At 55.3% G+C, this 21647-nt stretch carries 17 protein-coding genes; 11 read left to right on the forward strand and 6 right to left on the reverse strand.

The annotated features are described in order from the left end of the window. Window positions 1-54: 54 nt before the first annotated feature. Window positions 55-1389, reverse strand: a complete 1335-nt coding sequence (locus AC6I8C_RS09660) for an MFS transporter (protein ID WP_497822324.1) — start codon at window positions 1387-1389, stop codon at window positions 55-57. 322 nt (window positions 1390-1711) lie between these two features. On the opposite strand from AC6I8C_RS09660, the gene AC6I8C_RS09665 reads away from it, so the two are divergent. Further along, complete coding sequence (locus AC6I8C_RS09665) at window positions 1712-2632, forward strand: LysR substrate-binding domain-containing protein (protein ID WP_003853723.1); 921 nt, start codon at window positions 1712-1714, stop codon at window positions 2630-2632. On the opposite strand, the gene smrA is transcribed toward AC6I8C_RS09665, so the two are convergent. Next, window positions 2629-3195, reverse strand: coding sequence for a DNA endonuclease SmrA (gene smrA, locus AC6I8C_RS09670; protein WP_033732758.1), 567 nt, complete (start codon window positions 3193-3195; stop codon window positions 2629-2631). The two genes, AC6I8C_RS09665 and smrA, sit on opposite strands and share 4 nt — an antisense overlap. A gap of 317 nt (window positions 3196-3512) precedes the next feature. Here smrA and fnr point away from each other — a divergent pair, with 317 nt between their 5' ends. Then, window positions 3513-4265, forward strand: coding sequence for a fumarate/nitrate reduction transcriptional regulator Fnr (gene fnr, locus AC6I8C_RS09675; RefSeq protein WP_010244686.1), 753 nt, complete (start codon window positions 3513-3515; stop codon window positions 4263-4265). 117 nt (window positions 4266-4382) lie between these two features. Next, on the forward strand, window positions 4383-5339 hold the full coding sequence (uspE, locus tag AC6I8C_RS09680) for a universal stress protein UspE (protein WP_013357947.1): 957 nt from the start codon (window positions 4383-4385) through the stop codon (window positions 5337-5339). 283 nt (window positions 5340-5622) lie between these two features. On the opposite strand, the gene pntB is transcribed toward uspE, so the two are convergent. Together pntB and pntA are read right to left on the reverse strand one after the other, a co-directional pair. Beyond that, window positions 5623-7011, reverse strand: a complete 1389-nt coding sequence (gene pntB / locus AC6I8C_RS09685) for a Re/Si-specific NAD(P)(+) transhydrogenase subunit beta (RefSeq protein ID WP_266305963.1) — start codon at window positions 7009-7011, stop codon at window positions 5623-5625. Window positions 7012-7014: 3 nt separating this feature from the next. Next, window positions 7015-8547, reverse strand: coding sequence for a Re/Si-specific NAD(P)(+) transhydrogenase subunit alpha (gene pntA / locus AC6I8C_RS09690; RefSeq protein ID WP_497822325.1), 1533 nt, complete (start codon window positions 8545-8547; stop codon window positions 7015-7017). A 539-nt stretch (window positions 8548-9086) separates the two neighbouring features. On the opposite strand from pntA, the gene ydgH reads away from it, so the two are divergent. Together ydgH and AC6I8C_RS09700 are read left to right on the forward strand one after the other, a co-directional pair. Further along, window positions 9087-10040, forward strand: a complete 954-nt coding sequence (ydgH, locus tag AC6I8C_RS09695) for a DUF1471 family protein YdgH (protein WP_497822326.1) — start codon at window positions 9087-9089, stop codon at window positions 10038-10040. Between the two features lie 205 nt (window positions 10041-10245). Further along, window positions 10246-11637 carry a basic amino acid/polyamine antiporter gene (locus AC6I8C_RS09700; protein ID WP_013357951.1) on the forward strand — a complete coding sequence of 464 codons (1392 nt, stop codon included), beginning with the start codon at window positions 10246-10248 and terminating at the stop codon, window positions 11635-11637. A gap of 19 nt (window positions 11638-11656) precedes the next feature. On the opposite strand, the gene AC6I8C_RS09705 is transcribed toward AC6I8C_RS09700, so the two are convergent. Next, on the reverse strand, window positions 11657-12070 hold the full coding sequence (locus tag AC6I8C_RS09705) for a hypothetical protein (protein WP_110330332.1): 414 nt from the start codon (window positions 12068-12070) through the stop codon (window positions 11657-11659). 178 nt (window positions 12071-12248) lie between these two features. Here AC6I8C_RS09705 and rstA point away from each other — a divergent pair, with 178 nt between their 5' ends. The 6 genes from rstA to AC6I8C_RS09735 all read left to right on the forward strand — a co-directional run bounded on the left by rstA (window position 12249) and on the right by AC6I8C_RS09735 (window position 17567). Then, on the forward strand, window positions 12249-12974 hold the full coding sequence (rstA, locus tag AC6I8C_RS09710) for a two-component system response regulator RstA (RefSeq protein WP_497822327.1): 726 nt from the start codon (window positions 12249-12251) through the stop codon (window positions 12972-12974). Then, window positions 12971-14272: a two-component system sensor histidine kinase RstB gene (gene rstB, locus AC6I8C_RS09715; protein WP_013357954.1), complete on the forward strand. Its 1302-nt coding sequence runs from the start codon at window positions 12971-12973 to the stop codon at window positions 14270-14272. The genes rstA and rstB overlap by 4 nt, the downstream gene beginning before the upstream one ends. 19 nt (window positions 14273-14291) lie before the next feature. Further along, window positions 14292-15779: a carboxypeptidase M32 gene (locus AC6I8C_RS09720; RefSeq protein ID WP_497822328.1), complete on the forward strand. Its 1488-nt coding sequence runs from the start codon at window positions 14292-14294 to the stop codon at window positions 15777-15779. 159 nt (window positions 15780-15938) lie between these two features. Next, entirely contained in the window at window positions 15939-16463 is a 525-nt protein-coding gene (asr, locus tag AC6I8C_RS09725; RefSeq protein WP_497822329.1) for an acid resistance repetitive basic protein Asr, read from the forward strand. A gap of 81 nt (window positions 16464-16544) precedes the next feature. Next, on the forward strand, window positions 16545-16643 hold the full coding sequence (gene ydgU / locus AC6I8C_RS09730; protein ID WP_008925242.1) for a small membrane protein YdgU: 99 nt from the start codon (window positions 16545-16547) through the stop codon (window positions 16641-16643). Window positions 16644-16757: 114 nt separating this feature from the next. Beyond that, entirely contained in the window at window positions 16758-17567 is an 810-nt protein-coding gene (locus AC6I8C_RS09735) for a trypsin-like serine peptidase (RefSeq protein ID WP_033732768.1), read from the forward strand. A 55-nt stretch (window positions 17568-17622) separates the two neighbouring features. On the opposite strand, the gene hrpA is transcribed toward AC6I8C_RS09735, so the two are convergent. Beyond that, window positions 17623-21525, reverse strand: coding sequence for an ATP-dependent RNA helicase HrpA (gene hrpA / locus AC6I8C_RS09740; protein ID WP_497822330.1), 3903 nt, complete (start codon window positions 21523-21525; stop codon window positions 17623-17625). Window positions 21526-21647: the final 122 nt, after the last annotated feature.

The following is a 21647-nucleotide window of genomic DNA, read 5'->3' on the forward strand; positions in this document are numbered from 1 at the left end:
CACCATGAGCGTTGCTGCTAATGTAATGCAACGCGCTGGCCTCAGTGGAAAAAATCACGAATCTGTGATCGGCTTAAAGCCGTAGCGGTTTTTTAACAGCAGCATCAGGGTGGTGATCACAGCCGGTATCGCCAGCAGCAGAAAAATAACGCTGAAAGACCAGCCAAGTGACATCATCTCTGCACCCACAAAGGCGCTCAGAATTGCGCCGATGCGACCCACGCCATGCATCCAGCTGGAGCCCGTGGCGCGTGCATGCGTAGGATAGTAGCTGGCAGATAAGGCATTCATGCCGGTATTGGCACCGTTAAAACAGAAGCCGCTGCAAAAGGCGATCGCGCTCATCATGCCTACTTCGGCGGGCGAAAAGCCAAGTGCCACAATAAACAGTCCGCCGCAGCCGTAGATCGCGGCCAGCGCCAGGTTGGCGTTGAAGCGATCCATCATCCAGCCCGCAAAGAGTGAGCCCAGCGTTCCGCCTGCCTGATACATGGCAGTAATAATCGCCGCTTCGGTAACTGACATGCCCAGGGTATTCACCAGAGATGGCAGCCAGCTGCCAATCAGGTAGACCATGAACAGTCCCATGAAATAGCCGCCCCACAGCATTGTGCTGCCAAACAGATAGCGGCGCGACAGCACCGTGCTAATCGCGCCGCCTGCAGGTAATATCGCTTCAGGCGCGTGAAATGCACAATCGGGCGCGGTTTTGCCCGGCATCATTCGTTCGAGGATAGCGTGAATGCGGGCAGCGGGTGCGCCACGACTGATAAGAAACCGCACTGACTCCGGCAGGCCACGGATCAAAAAGGGCAACACCAGCAGCGGCAGAATGCCGCCCAGCAGCAACACCGAGTGCCAGTTATAGCGTGGTAACAGCCAGGACGCGGCAAATCCGCCGCTGGCGGCACCGAAGGTAAATCCGCAGAACACGACAGTAATAATGAAAGCCCGTCTCCGCTCAGGGGCATATTCCGCCACCAGCGTGCCGACGTTGGGCATTGCCGCACCCAGTCCCAGACCGGTCAGGAAGCGGAATAGCATCATCTGCTCGATGTTCTGAGACAGCGCTGTTGCCAGTGTCCAGAGACCAAAAAAGAAAACGCTGAGGATAATCATCATACGTCGACCATAGCGGTCAGCCAGAGGCCCTGCCACCATGGCACCCAGCGCCAGCCCGATCAATGCTGCGCTGATGACAACGCCGAGCTGATGATTGGTAACGCCCCATGCAGCTTTAAGTGTTGGCGCAATAAATCCCATGATCGCAATGTCCATGCCATCGAGTGCCACCACAATAAAACAGAGCGCAATGAGCCGTTTTTGCCAGTGGCTCAGGCTCTGCTGGTTGATAAGCTGGCGGACATCTACCGCCCCGATGCTGGTCAATGAACACTCCCTGGCAATAGCGCAATCTGGCATCAGATTAAGTAAAAAAAACGGCGCTTATGATAGCCCATCGTTAACCTTAAGCGGTCAGATTTTTATATGATACTGAGAATTATTCAACCTTAGGCCGTTAAGCTCTTGATATAGCATACCCTCAGGAACCCCTGCGTTAGTAACAAACTGAGACGAGTGCTTTTTATTCAGAGAGTTAACGGATAAAGTTGCCATTTTGCCCTGTTTGTTAAAATAAATTTGCAGCAAAGTTAACAGAATTCATTTTTAGCAGTTGCCTGAAGGCGGTCATTCTCATTAAGTTTAGGGTATGGAAAAAAATATCCTTTTCAATCAGCGCATTCGCTTGCGCCATCTACATACCTTTGTTGCGGTCGCGCAGCAAGGCACACTGGGCCGTGCGGCAGAGACGCTAAGCCTGAGTCAGCCTGCCCTGTCCAAAACCCTGAATGAGCTGGAAGAGCTGACGGGCGTTCGTCTGTTTGAGCGTGGCCGCCTGGGCGCTCAGCTCACCACGATGGGAGAACAGTTTCTGACGCATGCGGTGCGGGTACTTGATGCGCTGAACCATGCCGGACAGAGCTTTAATGAGCAGCCGGGCGATGCACCGGTGATTATCCGGCTGGGTGCATTAACCACCGCCGCGATGGGCATGCTGCCCCGCATCCTTGATCGTTTTCATCAGCTGCAGCCTAACACCACCATCCAGGTGGCGACGCTGCATAACAATGTGTTACTGGCGGGATTACGCGGCGGCGAGTTTGACATCGGTATTGGCCGGATGGCGGACAGCGACATGATGACCGGGCTGACCTATGAACTGCTGTTTCTGGAGTCCCTGAAGCTGGTAGTAAGGCCTGAACACCCGCTTTTAAGTGACAATGTCACGCTGTCACGGGCGATGCAGTGGCCGGTGGTGATTTCTCCCGAGGGCACCGCACCGCGCCGGATTGCGCAGCAGATGCTGGATGAACAGGGCTGCACGTTACCACCCCACTGCATTGAAACGTCGTCGACTTCACTGGCGCGTCAGCTGGCACTCCGCTACGACTACATCTGGTTCGTGCCGTCCGGGGCGATTAAAGAGGATCTCAGCCATAATGCGGTCTGTGCGCTGCCGATTAACTCCTCCGGGCCAGGCGAGCCGGTGGGCATCATTACCCGGACCGGCGCCGAGCTGAGCCTGAGTGCCGAGGTGTTAATGTCCACCATCCGTAAGTTTCACAGTTAGCGGCTGCGTTTTGCATGCCGCTCGCGGTTTTCAAGGCGTGCCTTATCGCTTTTCCGCAATCCCACATAGAGCGCCCCGGCTCCGCCATGGCGGGTCTGGGCAACGCAAAAGGTCTGTACGTCATCAAACTGCTGTAACCAGCGCGCCAGATAGCTGCGCACAATATTGGCATGGGATTCATCATCACGGCCCTTGCCATGAATGATAAGCAGATTTCGTAAGTCCTGCTTTTGCGCCTGCATCATAAAGCTGAACAGCGCCTGACGGCAGGTCTCCACCGGTTGCCGCAACAGGTTGAGACTGGCATCCAGTTTATACTCACCCCGACGCAGTTTATCCAGAATACCCTGCTGTATGCCGTCGGCTTTATACTCCAGCGGTGTGTTAAGCGGGACAATCTCCAGATAACCCCGTGTCAGGAAATTATCCTGCTCTGTCTCTCCTGGCGGTTTGCGTGGCGCTTTAGTCGAGGGCGACTTAAGCCATAAGGTTGTGGTGGTGTCTTTTAACGGCGTGACATCGCCCATGGCATCCCGAAAGAGATCGTTATCATCAAGGTTCATGGTTTTCTCACACCTGATTAAAATTGATGGAGCCGATAAAACAGGCCTGAACAGTTAGCGTAGCAAAAGCTGCAATCGCCAGACTACCCCGCTTTAACCCATGTTGCCGCCGATGAAGTTATGGTAGACAGATCATAAAAGCGGAAACTTTTCGTGACAGTCAACGGTAGCTGCATTCTGAGAAGCCCGTCACATCAGCGTTTGTCGATGTGTGCTTCATCCATAATGTTTGTGGGTGTAAAACTGCTCGGATGAGTTCCCTTCAGCACAAAAAATGTTAAAATTGACCCCAGTCAATAATCGTCGAGCAAACCATTATGATCCCTGAAAAACGCAGCATTCGTCGTATTCAGTCGGGCGGTTGTGCCATTCACTGCCAGGATTGCAGCATCAGTCAGCTCTGCATCCCCTTCACGTTAAATGAACATGAGCTGGATCAGCTCGACAATATCATTGAGCGTAAAAAACCGATTCAGAAAGGGCAAACTCTTTTCAAAGCAGGCGACGAACTGAAATCGCTGTATGCCATTCGTTCCGGCACAATCAAAAGTTACACCATTACCGAGCAGGGTGATGAACAAATCACCGGTTTCCATCTGGCGGGGGATCTGGTTGGCTTTGATGCCATCATGGGTTCCAGCCATCCCAGCTTTGCGCAGGCGCTGGAAACGGCAATGGTCTGTGAAATCCCGTTCGAAACGCTGGATGATCTGTCAGGAAAAATGCCTGCTCTGCGTCAGCAGATGATGCGTCTGATGAGCGGTGAAATCAAAGGCGATCAGGATATGATCCTGCTGCTGTCGAAGAAAAATGCCGAAGAACGCCTGGCGGCGTTTATCTGGAACCTGTCCCGTCGTTTCGGCCAGCGCGGTTTTTCACAGCGTGAATTCCGCCTCACCATGACGCGTGGTGACATTGGTAATTACCTGGGACTGACGGTTGAAACCATTAGCCGCCTGCTGGGTCGTTTCCAGAAGTCCGGCATGCTGGCGGTTAAAGGCAAATACATCACTATTGAAAACCACGCCCTGCTGGAAGAGTTAGCCGGTCAGAGCCATCAGGCCGCCTGATCCGCAGCCGGATCAATAAATCTTATTTTGTTGATCCGGCAGTAACTTTTTCCCTTCTTCCGCTGTGCAACATAGTCTATCTTTATTCCAGTCGCTCTGGTTTAAGGAGAACGCCTCATGTCCCAGTACCAAAATATTCTGGTCGCCATTGATGCCCAGCAAGACGATCAGCCCGCGCTGCGACGTGCGGTCTATCTAAATCAACGCATTGGCGGAAGGATTAAAGCTTTCCTGCCTATCTATGATTTCTCATACGAGATGACCACCCTGCTTTCGCCTGACGAACGCGCATCGATGCGCCAGGGCGTCATCAGCCAGCGCACTGAGTGGATCCGTGAGCAGGCCCGCGCTTATCTGGATGCTGGTGTCGAAATTGACATCAAAGTGATCTGGCACAACCGTCCTTTTGAGGCCATCATTCAGGAAGTGCTTGCCCATCAGCACGACCTGGTACTGAAGATGGCGCATCAGCATGACCGGCTTGAATCGGTGATCTTCACGCCGACCGACTGGCACCTGCTGCGTAAATGCCCGTGCCCGGTCTGGATGGTCAAAGATCAGCCGTGGCCGGAAGGCGGTAAAGCCATTGTCGCGGTCAATCTTGCCAGTGAAGAGCCACATCACGATGGCCTGAATCAGAAGTTGATTCGTGAAACGGTCAAACTGGCAGAAAAAGTGAATCAGACCGAAGTTCACCTGGTCGGTGCTTACCCCATTACCCCTATCAACATCGCTATCGAACTGCCGGACTTTGATCCCAGCGTCTATAACGATGCGATTCGTGGTCAGCATCTGGTGGCGATGAAAGCGCTGCGGCAGAAGTTCTCGATTGGTGAAGAGTTCACCCATGTGGCTAAAGGCCTGCCGGAAGAAGTCATCCCGGATCTGGCGGCGCATCTCGGTGCTGGTGTGGTGGTATTAGGTACCATAGGACGCACTGGTCTGTCGGCAGCCTTCCTGGGTAATACGGCGGAACAGGTGATTGATCATCTGCGCTGCGATCTGCTGGCGCTTAAGCCTGACGATTTCAAATCGCCGATTGACCTGGATGATGAAGAGGATGAGGAGGATTGATTATCCTCTGACAGAAAAAGGACGGCTGATTAGCCGCCCAGAGATTGTTGACAAAGTCCGGCCCGGTAGCGGTAAGTCCGAGCCAGCTAAGGGAACACGGTCAGATCAGAAAGACGCAAAAACCGCCATCCATGGCCCGCTCGGCCCGCGCCGTCCGTGGCGCGGGACGCTTTCCTCCTCTGACCGTGTTGCCTTCGCATTGAGCTTATTCATTGCTGCCAGACTCACCCTGATTTGGGTTCGTAAGCAGTCTGCGGGCGGCTGATTAGCCGCCCTTTTTTTATTACAGCGCTTTAAGAATGGCTTCTACGCTGGCTTTGGCATCGCCAAACAGCATCTGACTATTCTCTTTGAAGAACAGCGGATTCTGCACCCCGGCATAGCCGGTATTCATTGAGCGTTTAAACACCACCACGTTGTGCGCTTTCCACACTTCCAGCACCGGCATGCCGGCAATCGGACTGCGGGGATCATCCTGCGCCGCCGGGTTAACCGTGTCGTTAGCGCCAATGACCAGCACCGTGTCGGTGTCGCTGAAGTCATCGTTGATCTCATCCATCTCCAGTACCACATCATAAGGCACTTTGGCCTCGGCCAGCAGCACGTTCATGTGACCTGGTAAGCGCCCCGCCACCGGATGAATGCCGAAGCGCACGTTGATGCCAAGCGCACGCAGTCGGGCAGTCATTTCCGCGACCGGGTACTGCGCCTGCGCCACTGCCATACCGTAGCCCGGGGTAATAATCACCGAGCTGGATGCCTTGAGCATCTCTGCAGTTTCTTCAGCTGTGATCTCACGATGCTCGCCCGCTTCCTGACTTTCATCGCCGCTGCTGACTTCCGTGCCAAACCCGCCCGCAATCACGCTGATGAACGAACGGTTCATCGCTTTGCACATGATGTAGGAGAGTATTGCTCCTGACGAACCCACCAGCGCACCGGTTACAATCAGCAGATCGTTGCTCAGCATGAAACCCGCTGCGGCTGCTGCCCAGCCTGAATAGGAGTTCAGCATCGACACCACAACCGGCATATCCGCGCCGCCGATAGAGGCAACCAGATGCCAGCCAAACGCCAGCGCAATCACCGTCATCAGGAGCAGTGCAAACACCTGAGCACCCGTGCTGCTGGTATTAACAAACCACAGCAATAGCAGGAACGAGACGACCAGCGCCAGCAGATTCAGCTTGTGACGGTGCGGTAACGCCAGTGGTTTTGAAGAGATTTTGCCGCACAGCTTGCCAAACGCTACCAGCGAACCGGTGAAGGTGACAGCACCGATGAAGATACCGATAAACACTTCGCTCAGATGGATATTCTCCATCACGGCTGGCAGGCCAGGCGCGTGGTCGATGTAGCTGTTGATGCCGACCAGCACGGCGGCCAGGCCGACAAAGCTGTGCAGAATCGCGACCAGCTCCGGCATTTCTGTCATTTCGACTTTCTTCGCCAGACGAATCCCGATAGCGCCGCCAATGACCATCGCCAGCAGGATCCAGACGACGTTTCCGCTGTCCGGGCCAAAGATGGTGGCAACCAGCGCAATCGCCATGCCGCTGATACCAAAAATATTCCCGCGCTTTGAGGTCTCGTGACGCGAGAGACCGGCAAGGCTACAGATGAACAGAATTGCAGCCACAATATAGGCTGCAGTGACTAATCCGCCAGACATGTGTTACCCCTTACGAAACATTTTCAGCATGCGCTGGGTGACGGTAAAGCCACCAAAGATATTGATGCTGGCAATCAGCACGGCAATAAAGGAGATAAAGGTGACCCAGCCACCGTGGCCCATCTGCAGTACCGCACCGATGACGATAATGCCGGAGATGGCGTTGGTGACGGACATCAGCGGCGTATGCAGAGCATGACTGACGTTCCAGACCACGTAGTAACCCACCACGCAGGCGAGCGCGAACACGGTAAAGTGGGAGAGGAACTCAGCTGGCGCTACGTTGGCCAGACAGCCAAACAGCACGATAGCCAGTGCGATCAGCAAATAGTTGCGCCACGGAGACACCGGCTTTGCTTCAGCCTTCTCTGCGGGTTTCTGGGCTGCCGGTTTAGCCTGTGGCGCAGTAGAGACCTGAATCGGCGGTGCTGGCCAGGTGACTTCGCCCTCGCGCACGACAGTCACGCCCCGCACCACCACATCGTCGAAATCGACCTGGATTTCGCCATTTTTCTCTTTGCACAACAGCTTGATCAGATTGACCAGGTTGGTGCCGTAAAGCTGGGAAGATTGTGTCGCGAGACGGCTGGGAAGATCGGTGTAACCGATGATTTTCACTCCGTTAGGCGTCACAGTCACCTGATCGGCGACGGTCAGTGCACAGTTGCCGCCGGTCTGCGCCGCCAGATCAACAATTACGCTGCCAGGCTTCATGCTGGCGATCATCTCTTCGGTGATCAGTTTCGGTGCCGGTTTACCTGGGATCAGCGCCGTGGTGACAATGATGTCTACTTCCTTGGCCTGACTGGCAAACAGCGCCATCTCTGCCTTGATGAAGGCCTCGGACATGACTTTGGCGTAGCCATCGCCATTGCCCGCTTCCTCTTCGAAATCGAGTTCAAGGAATTCGGCGCCCATACTCTGCACCTGCTCTTTAACTTCAGGGCGGGTATCAAAGGCCCGGACAATCGCGCCCAGGCTGCCCGCTGCACCAATCGCCGCCAGCCCCGCCACACCGGCCCCAATCACCATCACTTTGGCCGGTGGCACTTTACCGGCTGCGGTAATCTGACCGGTGAAGAAGCGACCAAATTCATGGGCGGCTTCGACGATAGCGCGATAACCGGCAATGTTCGCCATGGAGCTCAGGGCATCCAGCGACTGCGCACGCGAAATACGCGGCACTGAGTCCATCGCCATAACCGTGACCTGACGCGCAGCCAGCTTTGAAAGCAGGTCGGGATTTTGTGCAGGCCAGATAAAGCTGACCAGCGTGCTGCCGGCACGGGTGAGCGCAATCTCATCCTCATCCGGTGCATTCACCTTCAGAACGATATCGGACTGCCAGACCTGTTCCTGACTGCCGAGTGTGGCACCTGCTGCTCTGTAGCTTTCATCATCAAAGCTGGCGCGCTGACCGGCGTCATGCTCAAGAGTGACGCTGAAACCCAGCTTAATAAGTTGTTCCACGGTCTTTGGCGTGGCAGCCACGCGCGACTCGTTTGGCAACCTTTCCTTGGGGATTCCAATTAACATAGTGTTTCCTTTCATCGGTTAAGGATGATGGCCCGAATCTGCACGACGACAGCGTAGCTGAAACAGCGTTTCAGCTACTTATAGTCGGAATGCATGTATTTCAAAGTGTTTATAACCTACTGAAAATGTGACGAGCGATCCAGAGCGGTTACGCTGGGTAGTGACATTCACATGATTATTCAGGATTCTGCTAAAAAAGCTGCGTTATCCCACTGCGAAACAGTTCTGCAGGCAGATAATCTGCTAGTAAAAATTGTGCCCGGCCGAATTAATCATCCATAAAAACCTTTATTTAACAATGCATTAACTATTTAAGCGCTAACAGTTACCGTTTTTAGTGGTAACCCGCGCGAAAACACGCCATAACAGCGTTTGATGACAAACAAATGAAAAAATCATGGTTGAATAACGCGATCTGACACAAAAAATCGCTGCGACAGTCTGTTTATAACATGCAATAATCAGCGGCTAATCTGTTATACATCAAGAGTCCAGCACGTTTTCGTACTCATTTTTGCGTAAGGCGAAGGATTATTTTTATGAAGCTGAAGAACACTATTCTGGCGTCCACTCTGTTGTCTCTGCTGGCAGCCAATGCATTCGCTGCGCAGGAGTTAACGCCAGAAAAAGCGGCCGCGCTGAAGCCATTCGAACGTATTAATATCACCGGCCGTTTCAACGCAATTGGCGACGCAGCCGATGCGGTCTCTAAGCGTGCAGATCAGATGGGCGCTGCCTCTTATTACATCCAGGCGATCAACGACAGCAACGGCAACAGCGGTAACTGGCGCGTCACGGCTGACCTCTATAAAGCCGATGCCCCGGCAGCCACGCAGTCCACGACTTATCGTCGTTTCAACGGCGTCAACGAACTGCCTAAAGCAGAAGCGTATAAGCTTGAACCGTTCGATACCGTTTCGGTCAGCGGCTTCTTTGCCAGCCAGCCGGATGTGAACGACGCGATTTCAAAAGCGGCTAAACAGAAAGGCGCGGCCTCCTTCTTTATCGTTCGCCAGATCGATGCCAACAGTGGCGGCAATCAGTATGTCACCGCCTATGTCTATAAAGCGGATGCTAAAGAACGCAAAGTACAGACACCGAATGCGATTCCTGCCGATTCAGAAGCAGGTAAAGCCGCGCTGGCAACCGGTGGTGCTACAGCCGCTAACGTTGAGATTCCAGGCGTAGCCTCGTCTGAAACACCAAGCAATAAAGTGGGCCGTTTCTTCGAAACCCAAAGCTCAACCGGTAAGCGCTATACGGTGAATCTGCCAAACGGTAAATCCGTGCAGGAAGTGAACGCAATCACTGCTGCGCAGATGCAGCCGTTTGATACCGTCACCTTCACCGGGCACTTTGGTACACCAACAGCGATTTCAGAAGAAGTGGCGAAGCGTGCAGCCGATAAAGGTGCGAAGTTCTACCACGTCACACGCCAGTGGCAGAACCAGAGTGGCGGTAACCTGACCGTTACGGCTGACCTGTTTAAGTAATCCCTTCAGGGCGGCACCCGCCGCCCTGCTGTTTGCATAATTACTGCGCTGTTTTGCATAGTCACGCATTGCCATCCCCTGCCACTCTCCGTAAAATCCTCCGCCTGTTTTACCGGATATTGTCTCTGTATTTTGCCGCTTCGCTGCGATAACTCAGTGATGAAATCCGATTTACCCAGCCATATATGCTAGCGGGAAGGTTGTTTTGGAGAAAAAATTAGGTCTAGGTGCGCTGACGGCGCTGGTGCTCAGCTCAATGCTGGGTGCAGGCGTGTTCAGTCTGCCGCAAAACATGGCCGCAGTGGCCGGTCCGGCGGCCCTGTTGCTGGGGTGGCTGATTACCGGTGTCGGCATTATCTTTCTGTCGCTGGCGATGCTGCTGCTGACCCGCCTTAAGCCCGAGCTGGACGGCGGCATCTTTACCTATGCGCGTGCCGGGTTCGGCGAACTGATGGGGTTCTGTTCCGCCTGGGGCTACTGGCTATGCGCGGTGATCGCCAACGTCTCCTATCTGGTGATTGTCTTCTCTGCCCTGAGCTTCTTCACCGATACGCCGGACCGGATTATCTTTGGTGATGGCAACACCTGGCAGGCGATGCTGGGTGCATCTGTGCTGCTGTGGCTGGTTCACTGGCTGGTGCTGCGCGGCGTGCAGACCGCGGCCAGCATCAATCTGATGGCGACGCTGGGCAAGCTGGTGCCATTGTTGCTGTTTATTGTACTGGCGGTGATGGCGTTCAACTATGATCGTTTCCGCTTCGATTTTTCCGGCGTCACGCTGGGAAAACCGCTCTGGGAGCAGGTTAAGCAGACCATGCTGATCACCCTGTGGGTCTTTATCGGGGTCGAAGGTGCGGTGGTCGTCTCTGCCCGTGCTCGCCAGAAAAAGGATGTGGGCCGTGCAACCTTATTCGCCGTGCTGGCTGCGCTGCTGGTCTATCTGCTGGTCACGCTGCTGTCGCTGGGCGTGGTGCCGCGTGCTGAACTGGCTGAGATGCGTAACCCTTCAATGGCCGGATTAATGACCCGACTGATGGGTAACTGGGGCGATGCAGTGATTGCGGTGGGTCTGATTGTCTCCGTGTGCGGGGCCTATCTGAGCTGGACGATTATGGCCGCGGAAGTGCCGCTGATTGCCGCGCAACAGGGTGCCTTTCCCCGCAGTATCGCCCGGCAGAACCGCCATAACGCGCCAGCCGCCTCGCTGTGGCTAACCAACGGCAGTATTCAGCTCTGCCTGATCCTGATTGCCCTGACCGGTGCTGACTACAACAACCTGCTGACCATCGCCTCGGAGATGATTCTGGTGCCCTATCTGCTGGTGGGGTTATATCTGATCAAAGTGGTGCGCGGACAGCATAAGCCGCTGGCGATGGCGATCGGTGTGGGTGCCAGCGTGTATGGCATCTGGCTGTTGTACGCCTCGGGACCTATGCACCTGATGATGTCAGTGGTGCTCTACACGCCGGGCCTGCTGCTGTTTCTGTTTGCACGACGCGGTGGCCGCGCCGATATTGCGCTGACCTCGCTGGAGCGGATTGCGATGGGACTACTGATTGCCGCGACACTGCCCGCCGTATGGGAGCTGACGACGTAAAGCCTGCCCAAAAGGGTTATCAGTGTGACTGCACTGGAATGGATACGCACAGCAGGTCATCCTGCTGTGTGAGATTCAGCGGCTTCGCATATTCATAGTGGATAGCGTCCAGCTGCTCCGCCGAAAGCGGATAAGGGAGCTGGATATCAAAGCGACTAATCTGCTGTTGTTCTGCGAGAGTAATCAGGCGCGCGATATTAATTTCGTCGCTGACCTGAGTGGAAATGATTTGTAATGCTAATTCTTTTAACGGGTCGTCACTGCCCTGTAAGCGGTGTGCCGATTTACGTGTCACCATGCCAAATATCGGCATCACACCATAAATAGCATCGACGAAGCTCCAGCGCTTTTTGCAGGAAGCGGAAAGAAAGTCACTGTAATTGAAGCAGATGCGGTCAGGGTATATGGCTGATGCCAGCTCTTTATCAGACACACTAACGCTCCTCATGGTAATCATCAATATCCCAAACCTGGCGCAAAAAGGCCGCGCTAATGATTGCACATTTTGCCGGATATATACCAGCAAGCCCTGGATATTTCGTGCGATAACGTAGAGCTCAGGACCAGGAAAAGATATGCTTTCATCCATCTCTGACTCTGCCCTGTAAACTATGAACAAAATTGTTTATGTAGAAGATGAACCCGAAGTGGGTTCACTGATTGCGGCCTATCTTGGCCGTCACGATATTGAAGTCATTGTTGAAACACGTGGCGACCGTGCTGAAGCGGTTATCGCTGAACAACAGCCCGACCTGGTGATGCTGGATATCATGTTGCCGGGCAAAGATGGCATGACCATCTGTCGCGACCTGCGGGCCAACTGGCAGGGACCGATCGTGTTGCTTACCTCACTGGACAGCGACATGAACCATATTCTGGCCCTGGAGATGGGTGCGCAGGATTACATTCTGAAAACCACACCACCCGCTGTGCTGCTGGCCCGCCTGCGTCTGCATCTGCGCCAATCCCAGCACGGGCAGCCGGAAGATGCGCCTGCTGCGCCTGCCGCGAATCGTATGCTGCGTTTTGGATCGCTGACCATTGATGCCCTGAACCGTCAGGTGACGCTGTTTGACGAGCAGATCGCTCTCTCCACTGCGGATTTCGATCTGTTGTGGGTTCTCGCCAGCCATGCGGGTCAGACGCTTAACCGGGATGCACTGCTGAAAACATTGCGCGGCGTCAGTTATGACGGCCTGGACCGCAGCATCGACGTGGCCATCTCCCGCCTGCGTAAAAAGCTCCACGACAGCGCCACCGAGCCGTTCCGCATTAAAACCATCCGCAATAAAGGCTATCTGTTCGCACCCCAGGTCTGGGATACCCGCGAATTATGAGAAAGCTTTTTATTCAGTTCTATCTGCTGCTGTTTGTCTGCTTTCTGGTCATGGCACTGCTGGTGGGTCTGGTCTATAAGTTCACCGCTGAGCGCGCGGGCCGGCAGTCAATGAATGACCTGATGGCCAGCTCGCTCTACCTGATCCGCAGCGAACTGCGTGAGATCCCGCCGCGTGACTGGAACAAAACCATCAAGAGTCTCGATCTCGGTTTGTCGTTTGACCTGCACATTGAGCCGATGAATAAATATCAGCTTGATGAGAGCAATATGCGCCGGTTACACGCCGGAGAGATTGTCGCGCTCGACGATCAATACACCTTTCTGCAGCATATTCCGCGCAGCCACTATGTCTTATCGGTGGGGCCGATTCCCTATCTCTTTTATCTGCACCAGATGCGGCTGCTGGATATTGCTCTGCTGGTGTTTATTGGTATGTCGCTGGCGCTACCGGTGTTTATCTGGCTGCGCCCGCACTGGCAGGAGATGCAGCGACTGGAAAAAGCGGCACAGCGCTTTGGCCGGGGCGAGCTGGATGTGCGCACCCATTTCGACAGCACCTCCAGCCTGTTCCGGCTGGGCATCGCCTTTAATCAGATGGCCGAGAACATCAACACGCTGGTCGCCAGTAAGAAGCAGCTGATTGACGGTATTGCCCATGAGCTGCGAACGCCACTGGTGCGCCTGCGCTACCGGCTGGAGATGAGCGACAACCTTACGGATGGCGAACGGGTGGCGCTGAATCGCGATATCGGCCAGCTTGAAAGCCTGATTGAGGAGTTGCTGACCTATGCGCGTCTTGACCGGCCGCGCGTCGATCTGAATCTGAAATCGCTGGATCTGGCCAGCTGGCTGAGTGAGCGGCTGGACGATTTCCGCACCATCAACCCGGACATACGGCTCGACCTTGACCTGCCGCAGCGTGAGAACATCGGCGTTTCTGATACACGCCTCATGGAGCGGGTGCTGGATAACCTGGTGAACAACGCGCTGCGTTATGCGCAGCAGCGGCTGCGCGTCAGTTTATGGTTCGACGGACCGGTCGGGTGTCTGCAGGTGGAAGATGACGGCCCGGGCATTCCGCCCGACGAACGTGAACGGGTTTTCGAACCTTTTGTCCGGCTTGACCCCAGCCGCGATCGCGCCACAGGCGGCTGCGGACTGGGCCTGGCCATTGTTCACTCCATTGCCCAGGCGCTGAGCGGCAACGTAACCATTGAGTCCAGTCCGCTGGGCGGCGCCAGCGTTCGCTTTTGCTGGCCGGTTGATCTAACCTTGCGGGAAATTCCGCTGCGTTAAAATCCACAAGGAGTCTTACGTGACCTCAGCGTATCTACAACTGACCAAAACCTTCCAGCGCCTTTCCCGTTTCAGTCACGTCACGGCTATCGCTGGCTGTGACATGCAAACCACCATGCCGCCCGGCGGCAGTCAGGCGCGTGGTGAAGCGCTGGCCGAAATGAGCGTGTTGCAGCACCAGATCCTGACCGCCCCCCAGGTCGGTGAGTGGCTAAAGGCTGCTGAACAGCAGTCCCTGAACGATGTCGAGCGGGCCAATCTCAACGAGATGCAGCGTGCATATCAGCAGGCCACCCTGCTCCCTGATGACTTTGTGGAAGCCAAATCGATCGCCGGTTCCGTATGTGAACATGCGTGGCGCACTCAGCGTCCCGCTAACGACTGGCAGGGCTTTGCTGCCAACCTCAAAGAAGTCGTACGACTGAGCCGCGAAGAGGCACAGCGCCGCGCTGACGCCAGTGGCTGTTCGCGTTACGATGCGTTGCTGGATCTCTATGAGCCGGGTATGACCCGCGCCCGACTGGATGAAACCTTTGGCGAGCTGAAAACCTGGCTGCCCGATCTGCTGCAGCAGGTGGTGGAAAAACAGGCACAGCAGTCATTTATCACGCCGCAGGGGCCATTCGCCGTGCCTGCACAGCGCCAGCTTGGCCTGAGCATCATGGAGACGCTGGGTTTCGACTTTAACCATGGCCGCCTCGACATCAGTGCGCATCCCTTCTGTGGCGGCGTCCCGGAAGATGTGCGCATCACTACCCGTTACAACGAGAATGAGTTTCTAAGCGCCATGATGGGTGTGATTCACGAAACCGGTCATGCCCGCTATGAGCAGAATCTGCCGCAGCAGTGGCGCGGTCAGCCGGTGGCGCTGGCGCGCTCCACGGCTATTCATGAATCACAAAGCCTGTTTATGGAGATGCAGCTGGGTCGCAGCCGCGAATTCCTGCAGCGCATTCTGCCTCAGGTGATCGCGACCTTTGGCGATCAGCCCGCCCTGCAGGCGGATAATTTCGTGCGCCTGACTCAGCAGGTGAAACCAGGCCTGATCCGGGTTGACGCCGATGAGCTGAGCTACCCGGCGCATGTCATTCTGCGCTATGAAATCGAGCAGGCGCTGATTGCAGGCGAGATTGAGGTTGAGGACATCCCGGCGTTGTGGGATGAGAAGATGATGCAGTCGCTGGGGCTGGATACACGCGGTAACTACCGCGATGGCTGTATGCAGGATATCCACTGGACCGACGGCGCATTTGGTTACTTCCCGACCTATACGCTGGGCGCGATGTATGCCGCACAGCTGTTCCGATCGGTACAGAACGCCATTCCTCAGCTCAGCGAGCTGATTCAGCACGGTGAACTGCAGCCGGTGTTTGACTGGCTGCAGCAGAACATCTGGCAGCACGGCAGCCGTTTCTCCACCGACCAGCTGCTGATCAATGCCACCGGCGAAGCCCTGAATCCGGCTTTCTTCCGCCAGCATCTTGAACAACGCTACCTGAATAGCTAAGCTTCCGGGCGGTCTGCTGATCGCCCTTTCCCGCCTTTGTACAATCGGTTACACGCCGATACCAAACACCCACGGACACCGTTCATTGATTTCCCTATAGTCTCTTCACCGGCCCCGCAGTGGGCTACACATGAAAAAATAGTCTCCGAGGGATTTGCAATGAAAAAATTATTTGCACTGGTTGTCGCCGCTGCTATGGGTATGTCTTCTGTTGCTTTCGCTGCTGACACCACAGCTGCTCCAGCTGCTGCGCCAGCCGCAACAACTACTACTACCGCTGCAGCACCGGCTAAAACCGTTCACAAAACTGCGCACAAGAAACACCATAAAGCAGCTCAGAAAGCCCAGGCTACTAAGAAACACCACAAAAAAGCAGTGAAAAAAGATGCCGCGCAGAAAGCGCAGGCTGCTAAAAAAGTGCACCACAAGAAAGCGGTAAAACCTGCTGCACAGAAAGCGCAGGCCGCTAAAAAAGTTCACCACAAAAAAGCAACTAAACCAGCCGCTCAGAAAGCCCAGGCTGCTAAAAAAGTTCACCACAAAAAAGTCACTCAGCCAGCGGCTCAGAAAGCCCAGGCTGCTAAGAAAGTTCATCACAAAAAAGTGGTAAAACCTGCTCAGAAAGCGCAGGCCGCTAAAAAAGTTCACCACAAAAAAGTTGTGAAACCAGCAGCTAAAAACTAAGGTCGCCTTCAGCGCACGGCCACGAGTTGATAATTAAAAACACCCGGTTCTGCCGGGTGTTTCTTTACTGGAGTGGATGAAATGACGAGAGTGGATGAAATAGTGCGTCGCTATCGCTTCGAAATTATTCTGCTTGTTATGATCCTGTGTGGCATTGTTGCAGCCAGCTTTTTTATTTAGTCGCTGTAGCGTACTGATTAACCAATAAAACTCCCTTTTTTAACGCTCACCGACTATAGTTACCGTACTTACGTAATAACAATAACGTTAATTTTTCTCGCCATTGAGATTTCTATGCGCCTGGCTACCCTGTTAATGGTTGGACTCTTCAGCTTTGCCACCACGGTTCACGCCGATGATGACGATGACTCGCCTACTCCTGCTGAAATTAAGATGCTGTTCTTCGGCAAGGATCATCGCCAGGCAATCACCGATATTGCCATGGCCCCCTGGGATGCCATTGGTCAGCTGGAAACCGAAAGCGGCAACCTCTGTACTGCCACGCTCATCTCTCCGCATCTGGCGCTGACGGCCGGACACTGTCTGCTCTCCCCGCCGGGTAATTTCGATAAGCCGGTTGCGCTGCGATTTATGGCCAGTGATAAAGGCTGGCGCTACGAACTTCATGATATTGATGCGCGGGTTGAACCCTCGCTGGCATCAAAATTAAAAGCGGATGGTGAAGGCTGGATCGTGCCGAGCAGTGCTGCGCCCTATGATTATGGCATCGTAATTTTACGCAATCCGCCCTCCGCGATTACGCCGATTCCCTTGTTCGATGGCTCACGCAGCGATCTTACTGCGGCGCTGAAGCTGACCGGACGCAAAGTGACGCAGGCAGGCTATCCGGCCGATCATCTGGATACGCTCTATTCTCACAGTGATTGCCTGATTACCGGCTGGGCGCAGCGCGCCGTGCTGTCGCATCAGTGTGACACCCTGCCGGGTGACAGTGGTTCACCGCTGCTACTCAAAAGCGATAAAGGCTGGCAGTTAATCGCGGTACAGAGCTCTGCGCCGGCAGCGAAAGATCGCTATCTGGCGGATAACCGCGCGATTTCAGTCACCTCGTTTAAAGATAAGCTGGAATCTCTCGCGCAGTAATCTTCCTTACCCTTCACCATATGATGCGCGCCTGTTACGGCGCGCATCCTGGCGTTTACCCTGCTATCTGCTCCATTGTCTGCAGAATTCGCTTCTCTGAGATGGGATACGGCGTGCCCAGTTGCTGAGCAAAGTAGCTGATACGCAGCTCCTCAATCATCCAGCGAATGTTCTTCACCTCTTCATCATCCTGACGCTGCGGCGGCAATTTGTTGCGCCACGCCTGATACGCCTGTTCCACTGCCTGCACTTTTAACATGCGCGCCCGATCGCTGTGTGGATCGGCAGGCAGTTTTTCCAGCCGCCGCTCAATGCCATGCAGGTAACGCAGCGTATCCGCCAGTCGCTGCCAGCCGTTGCCGGTGACAAAGCCGCGATAAACCAGACCACTTAACTGCGCCTTGATGTCGGACAACGCCAGCGCCATCGTCATATCGACCTGGCCCTTCAGACGCTTATTGATGTTGAAGACGGCCGTCAGGATCTGCTCAACCTGTTTCGCGATGGTCACGACGGTCTCATTGAGTTCGCCGCGAACTTTGTCACGCAACTGCTCAAACGAGGTCTGATCCCAGGCCGGACCGCCCGCTTCACCCATCAGTTTGTCGATGCCACAGGCGATGCAGTCATCAATCAGCTCCAGCACTTTGCCATAAGGGTTGAAGTAAAGACCGAGCTTGGCTTTGTTCGGCAACTTCTCGTGCAGATATTTAACCGGTGACGGCACATTCAGCAGCAGCAGACGACGCTGACCGCGCCACATCATTTTCTGCTGCTCCTGCTCGCTGTCAAACAGGCGAATGGCGACGCTCTCTTTCTCATCGACCAGCGCAGGCCAGGCTTTGACCTGATAGCTACCGCGCTTCTGTTCGTAGCTGCGCGGCAGTTCACCAAAGCTCCAGATATGCAGACCGCTCTGCTCCAGCCCGTCATCTGCCACTTTTGACAGCGTCTCCTGCACCTTGCCTTTCAGCTGTGCCTTGAGCGCGGTGAGATCTTTACCTTCCAGCAGTTTACGGTTGTGCTCATCCACCACCCGGAAGGTCATTTTCAGATGATCGGGCACCTGTTCCCACTGCCAGTTTTCCCGCTCCAGCGTGACGCCGGTCATGCGGCGAAACTCACGGGACAGCGCATCGAGAAGCGGCATCTCCATTGCGTTGACGCGTCCCAGGAACGCCTCGGCGTAGTTGGGTGCCGGCACCAGGTTGCGGCGCAGCGGCTTGGGCAGTGACTTAATCAGCGCGATGATCAGCTCACGGCGTACCCCGGGGATCTGCCATTCAAAACCGCTATCTTCAATCTGATTCAGCAACGGCAGCGGAATATGTACCGTCACGCCATCCGCATCGGCACCCGGCTCGAACTGGTAACTCAGCTTCAGTTTAAGGTTGCCCTGATGCCAGAAGTTAGGGTAATCAAGCTGGCTGACCTTATCCGCGCCCTCTTTGATCAGCATCTGTTTGTCGAAGTTCAGCAGCTCCGCGTTTTCACGGCTGGCCTTTTTCCACCAGCTGTCGAAATGCTTCGCTGAGACCACCTCTTTGCCGATGCGCTGGTCATAAAAAGCAAACAGCGTTTCGTCATCCACCAGAATATCGCGACGGCGGGATTTGTGTTCCAGATCTTCGACTTCACTGCGCAGCTTCTGGTTAGCACGGAAGAAGGCGTGACGCGTCTGCCAGTCGCCCTCCACCAGCGCGTGACGGATAAACAGCTCACGGCTCAGAGTGGGATCAATGCTGCCATAGTTCACCTTGCGGGCGGCCACAATCGGCAGGCCATAGAGCGTAACCTTCTCGGCAGCCATTACCGCGCCCTGCGATTTCTCCCAGTGCGGTTCACTGTAGCTGCGCTTGATCAGGTGCTGCGCCAGCGGCTCAATCCACTCCGGCTCAATCCGCCCCGCCGTGCGGCCCCACAGGCGGCTGGTCTCCACCAGCTCTGCCACCATGGCCCACTTCGGCGGCTTCTTAAACAGCCCGGAACCCGGGAAAATCGAGAAGCGGGTATTGCGTGCGCCGGTGTACTCCTGCTTGTCGGTGTCCTTCTGGCCGATATGTGACAACAGACCGCTAAGCAGCGCGCAGTGAACGGGCTGCAGCTCAGCCGGTTCGCTGTTAACCGGAATACCCAGCTCACGCACCACCTGTCGCAGCTGGGTATAAATATCCTGCCATTCCCGCACGCGCAGATAGTTCAGGAAGTCGCTTTTGCACTGGCGACGGAAAAGGTTACCCGACAGCGCTTTCTGCTGTTCCGCCAGGTAGTTCCAGAGGTTCACATAGGCGAGGAAGTCGGAGTCTTTATCGGCAAAGCGCCGGTGCTTCTCATCAGACGCCTGCTTTTTCTCTGCCGGGCGCTCGCGCGGGTCCTGAATCGACAGACCGGCGGTGATGATCATCACTTCACGTACGCAGCCAAATTTCTGCGCTTCCAGCACCATCCGCGCCAGACGCGGATCCACCGGTAGCTGTGCCAGCTGACGCCCGGAGCCGGTGAGTTTGTAGTGTCCGCTCTCCTCATTCAGGGTCAGCGCACCCAGCTCTTCCAGCAGGCGGACGCCATCCTGAATGTTGCGCTTATCGGGCGCTTCCACAAACGGGAAGGCGGCGATATCGCCGAGTCCCAGCGAGGTCATCTGCAGGATCACCGATGCCAGGTTGGTGCGCAGGATTTCCGGATCGGTAAAGGCCGGACGGCTCAGGAAGTCATCTTCCGAGTAGAGACGAATACAGATACCGTCTGAAACACGGCCGCAACGCCCTTTACGCTGGTTGGCGGAGGCCTGCGATATCGGCTCAATCGGCAGGCGCTGCACCTTGGTGCGGAAGCTATAACGACTGATACGCGCCGTGCCGGGATCGATGACATATTTGATCCCGGGCACCGTCAGCGAGGTTTCCGCGACGTTAGTCGCCAGCACGATGCGACGGCCACTGTGCGACTGAAATACCCGGTTCTGTTCGGCATTCGACAGTCGCGCATAGAGCGGCAGCACTTCTGTGTGCGGCAGATCGCGCTTGTTCAGCGCATCGGCGGTGTCGCGGATTTCGCGCTCACCGCTCATGAAAATCAGAATATCGCCGCGACTCTCGCGTCCCAGCTCATCCACCGCATCAAATATCGCCTGCAGCTGATCGCGATCGCCATCATCCGTGTCTTCAACCACCGGCCGGTAGCGCACTTCGACCGGGTAAGTCCGGCCGGAAACTTCAATCACCGGCGCATTATTAAAGTGACGCGAGAAGCGCTGCGGATCGATGGTCGCCGAGGTAATAATCACTTTCAGATCGGGGCGGCGCGGCAGCAGCTCACGCAGATAACCGAGCAGGAAATCGATATTCAGGCTGCGCTCGTGCGCCTCATCAATGATGATGGTGTCATATTGCATCAGCAGGCGATCCTGCTGGATCTCCGCCAGCAGGATCCCGTCTGTCATCAGTTTAATCTGCGTCAGGTCGCTGACCTGGTCGTTAAACCGCACCTTATAGCCGACACAGCCGCCCAGTGAGGTACTGAGCTCATCAGCAATGCGATTCGCCACAGTGCGCGCAGCCAGACGACGCGGCTGCGTATGACCAATTAACCCGGTGATACCGCGTCCCAGCGCCAGACAGATTTTCGGCAGCTGCGTGGTTTTACCTGAACCGGTTTCACCCGCAACAATCACCACCTGATTGTCGCGAATCGCCGCCGCAATATCCTGCTGCTTCTGACTGACCGGCAGATTGTCCGGGAAGGTTATGGCTGGCGTAGCCGCGCGGCGCTGGGCTACGCGCTGTTCAGCAGCAATAAATTCCTGCTCAAGCTCGCGGGCGATGCCCTGCTGTGCCTCGGGATTTTTAGCTTTTCTGGCACCCTGCAAGCGGCGCTGCAGACGCTGGCGATCGCGCAGCATGACACCGTCGAGCCGTGGCCAGAGCGCTGCCAGTGGGGAAGTATCGGAAGATGACATAATAGTGACGTACCTTACTCAGACGGTGTCGCTGCCTGAAGCAGCGCCCTGCAAGCCGGGATAACCAGCTGATTCAATAAAAATAATTGCGCGCATCATAGCACATTCTGAACCGTTCCGGC

The organism is Pantoea sp. X-Soil-YNGN-844, from assembly GCF_059730595.1.

Coding starts and splice junctions, on each gene's coding strand:
- AC6I8C_RS09665 (WP_003853723.1), top strand. CDS start 1,712: ATGGAAAAAAATATCCTTTTCAATCAGCGCATTCGCTTGCGCCATCTA.
- smrA (WP_033732758.1), bottom strand. CDS start 3,195: ATGAACCTTGATGATAACGATCTCTTTCGGGATGCCATGGGCGATGTC.
- fnr (WP_010244686.1), top strand. CDS start 3,513: ATGATCCCTGAAAAACGCAGCATTCGTCGTATTCAGTCGGGCGGTTGT.
- uspE (WP_013357947.1), top strand. CDS start 4,383: ATGTCCCAGTACCAAAATATTCTGGTCGCCATTGATGCCCAGCAAGAC.
- pntB (WP_266305963.1), bottom strand. CDS start 7,011: ATGTCTGGCGGATTAGTCACTGCAGCCTATATTGTGGCTGCAATTCTG.
- pntA (WP_497822325.1), bottom strand. CDS start 8,547: ATGTTAATTGGAATCCCCAAGGAAAGGTTGCCAAACGAGTCGCGCGTG.
- ydgH (WP_497822326.1), top strand. CDS start 9,087: ATGAAGCTGAAGAACACTATTCTGGCGTCCACTCTGTTGTCTCTGCTG.
- rstA (WP_497822327.1), top strand. CDS start 12,249: ATGAACAAAATTGTTTATGTAGAAGATGAACCCGAAGTGGGTTCACTG.
- rstB (WP_013357954.1), top strand. CDS start 12,971: ATGAGAAAGCTTTTTATTCAGTTCTATCTGCTGCTGTTTGTCTGCTTT.
- asr (WP_497822329.1), top strand. CDS start 15,939: ATGAAAAAATTATTTGCACTGGTTGTCGCCGCTGCTATGGGTATGTCT.
- ydgU (WP_008925242.1), top strand. CDS start 16,545: ATGACGAGAGTGGATGAAATAGTGCGTCGCTATCGCTTCGAAATTATT.
- AC6I8C_RS09735 (WP_033732768.1), top strand. CDS start 16,758: ATGCGCCTGGCTACCCTGTTAATGGTTGGACTCTTCAGCTTTGCCACC.
- hrpA (WP_497822330.1), bottom strand. CDS start 21,525: ATGTCATCTTCCGATACTTCCCCACTGGCAGCGCTCTGGCCACGGCTC.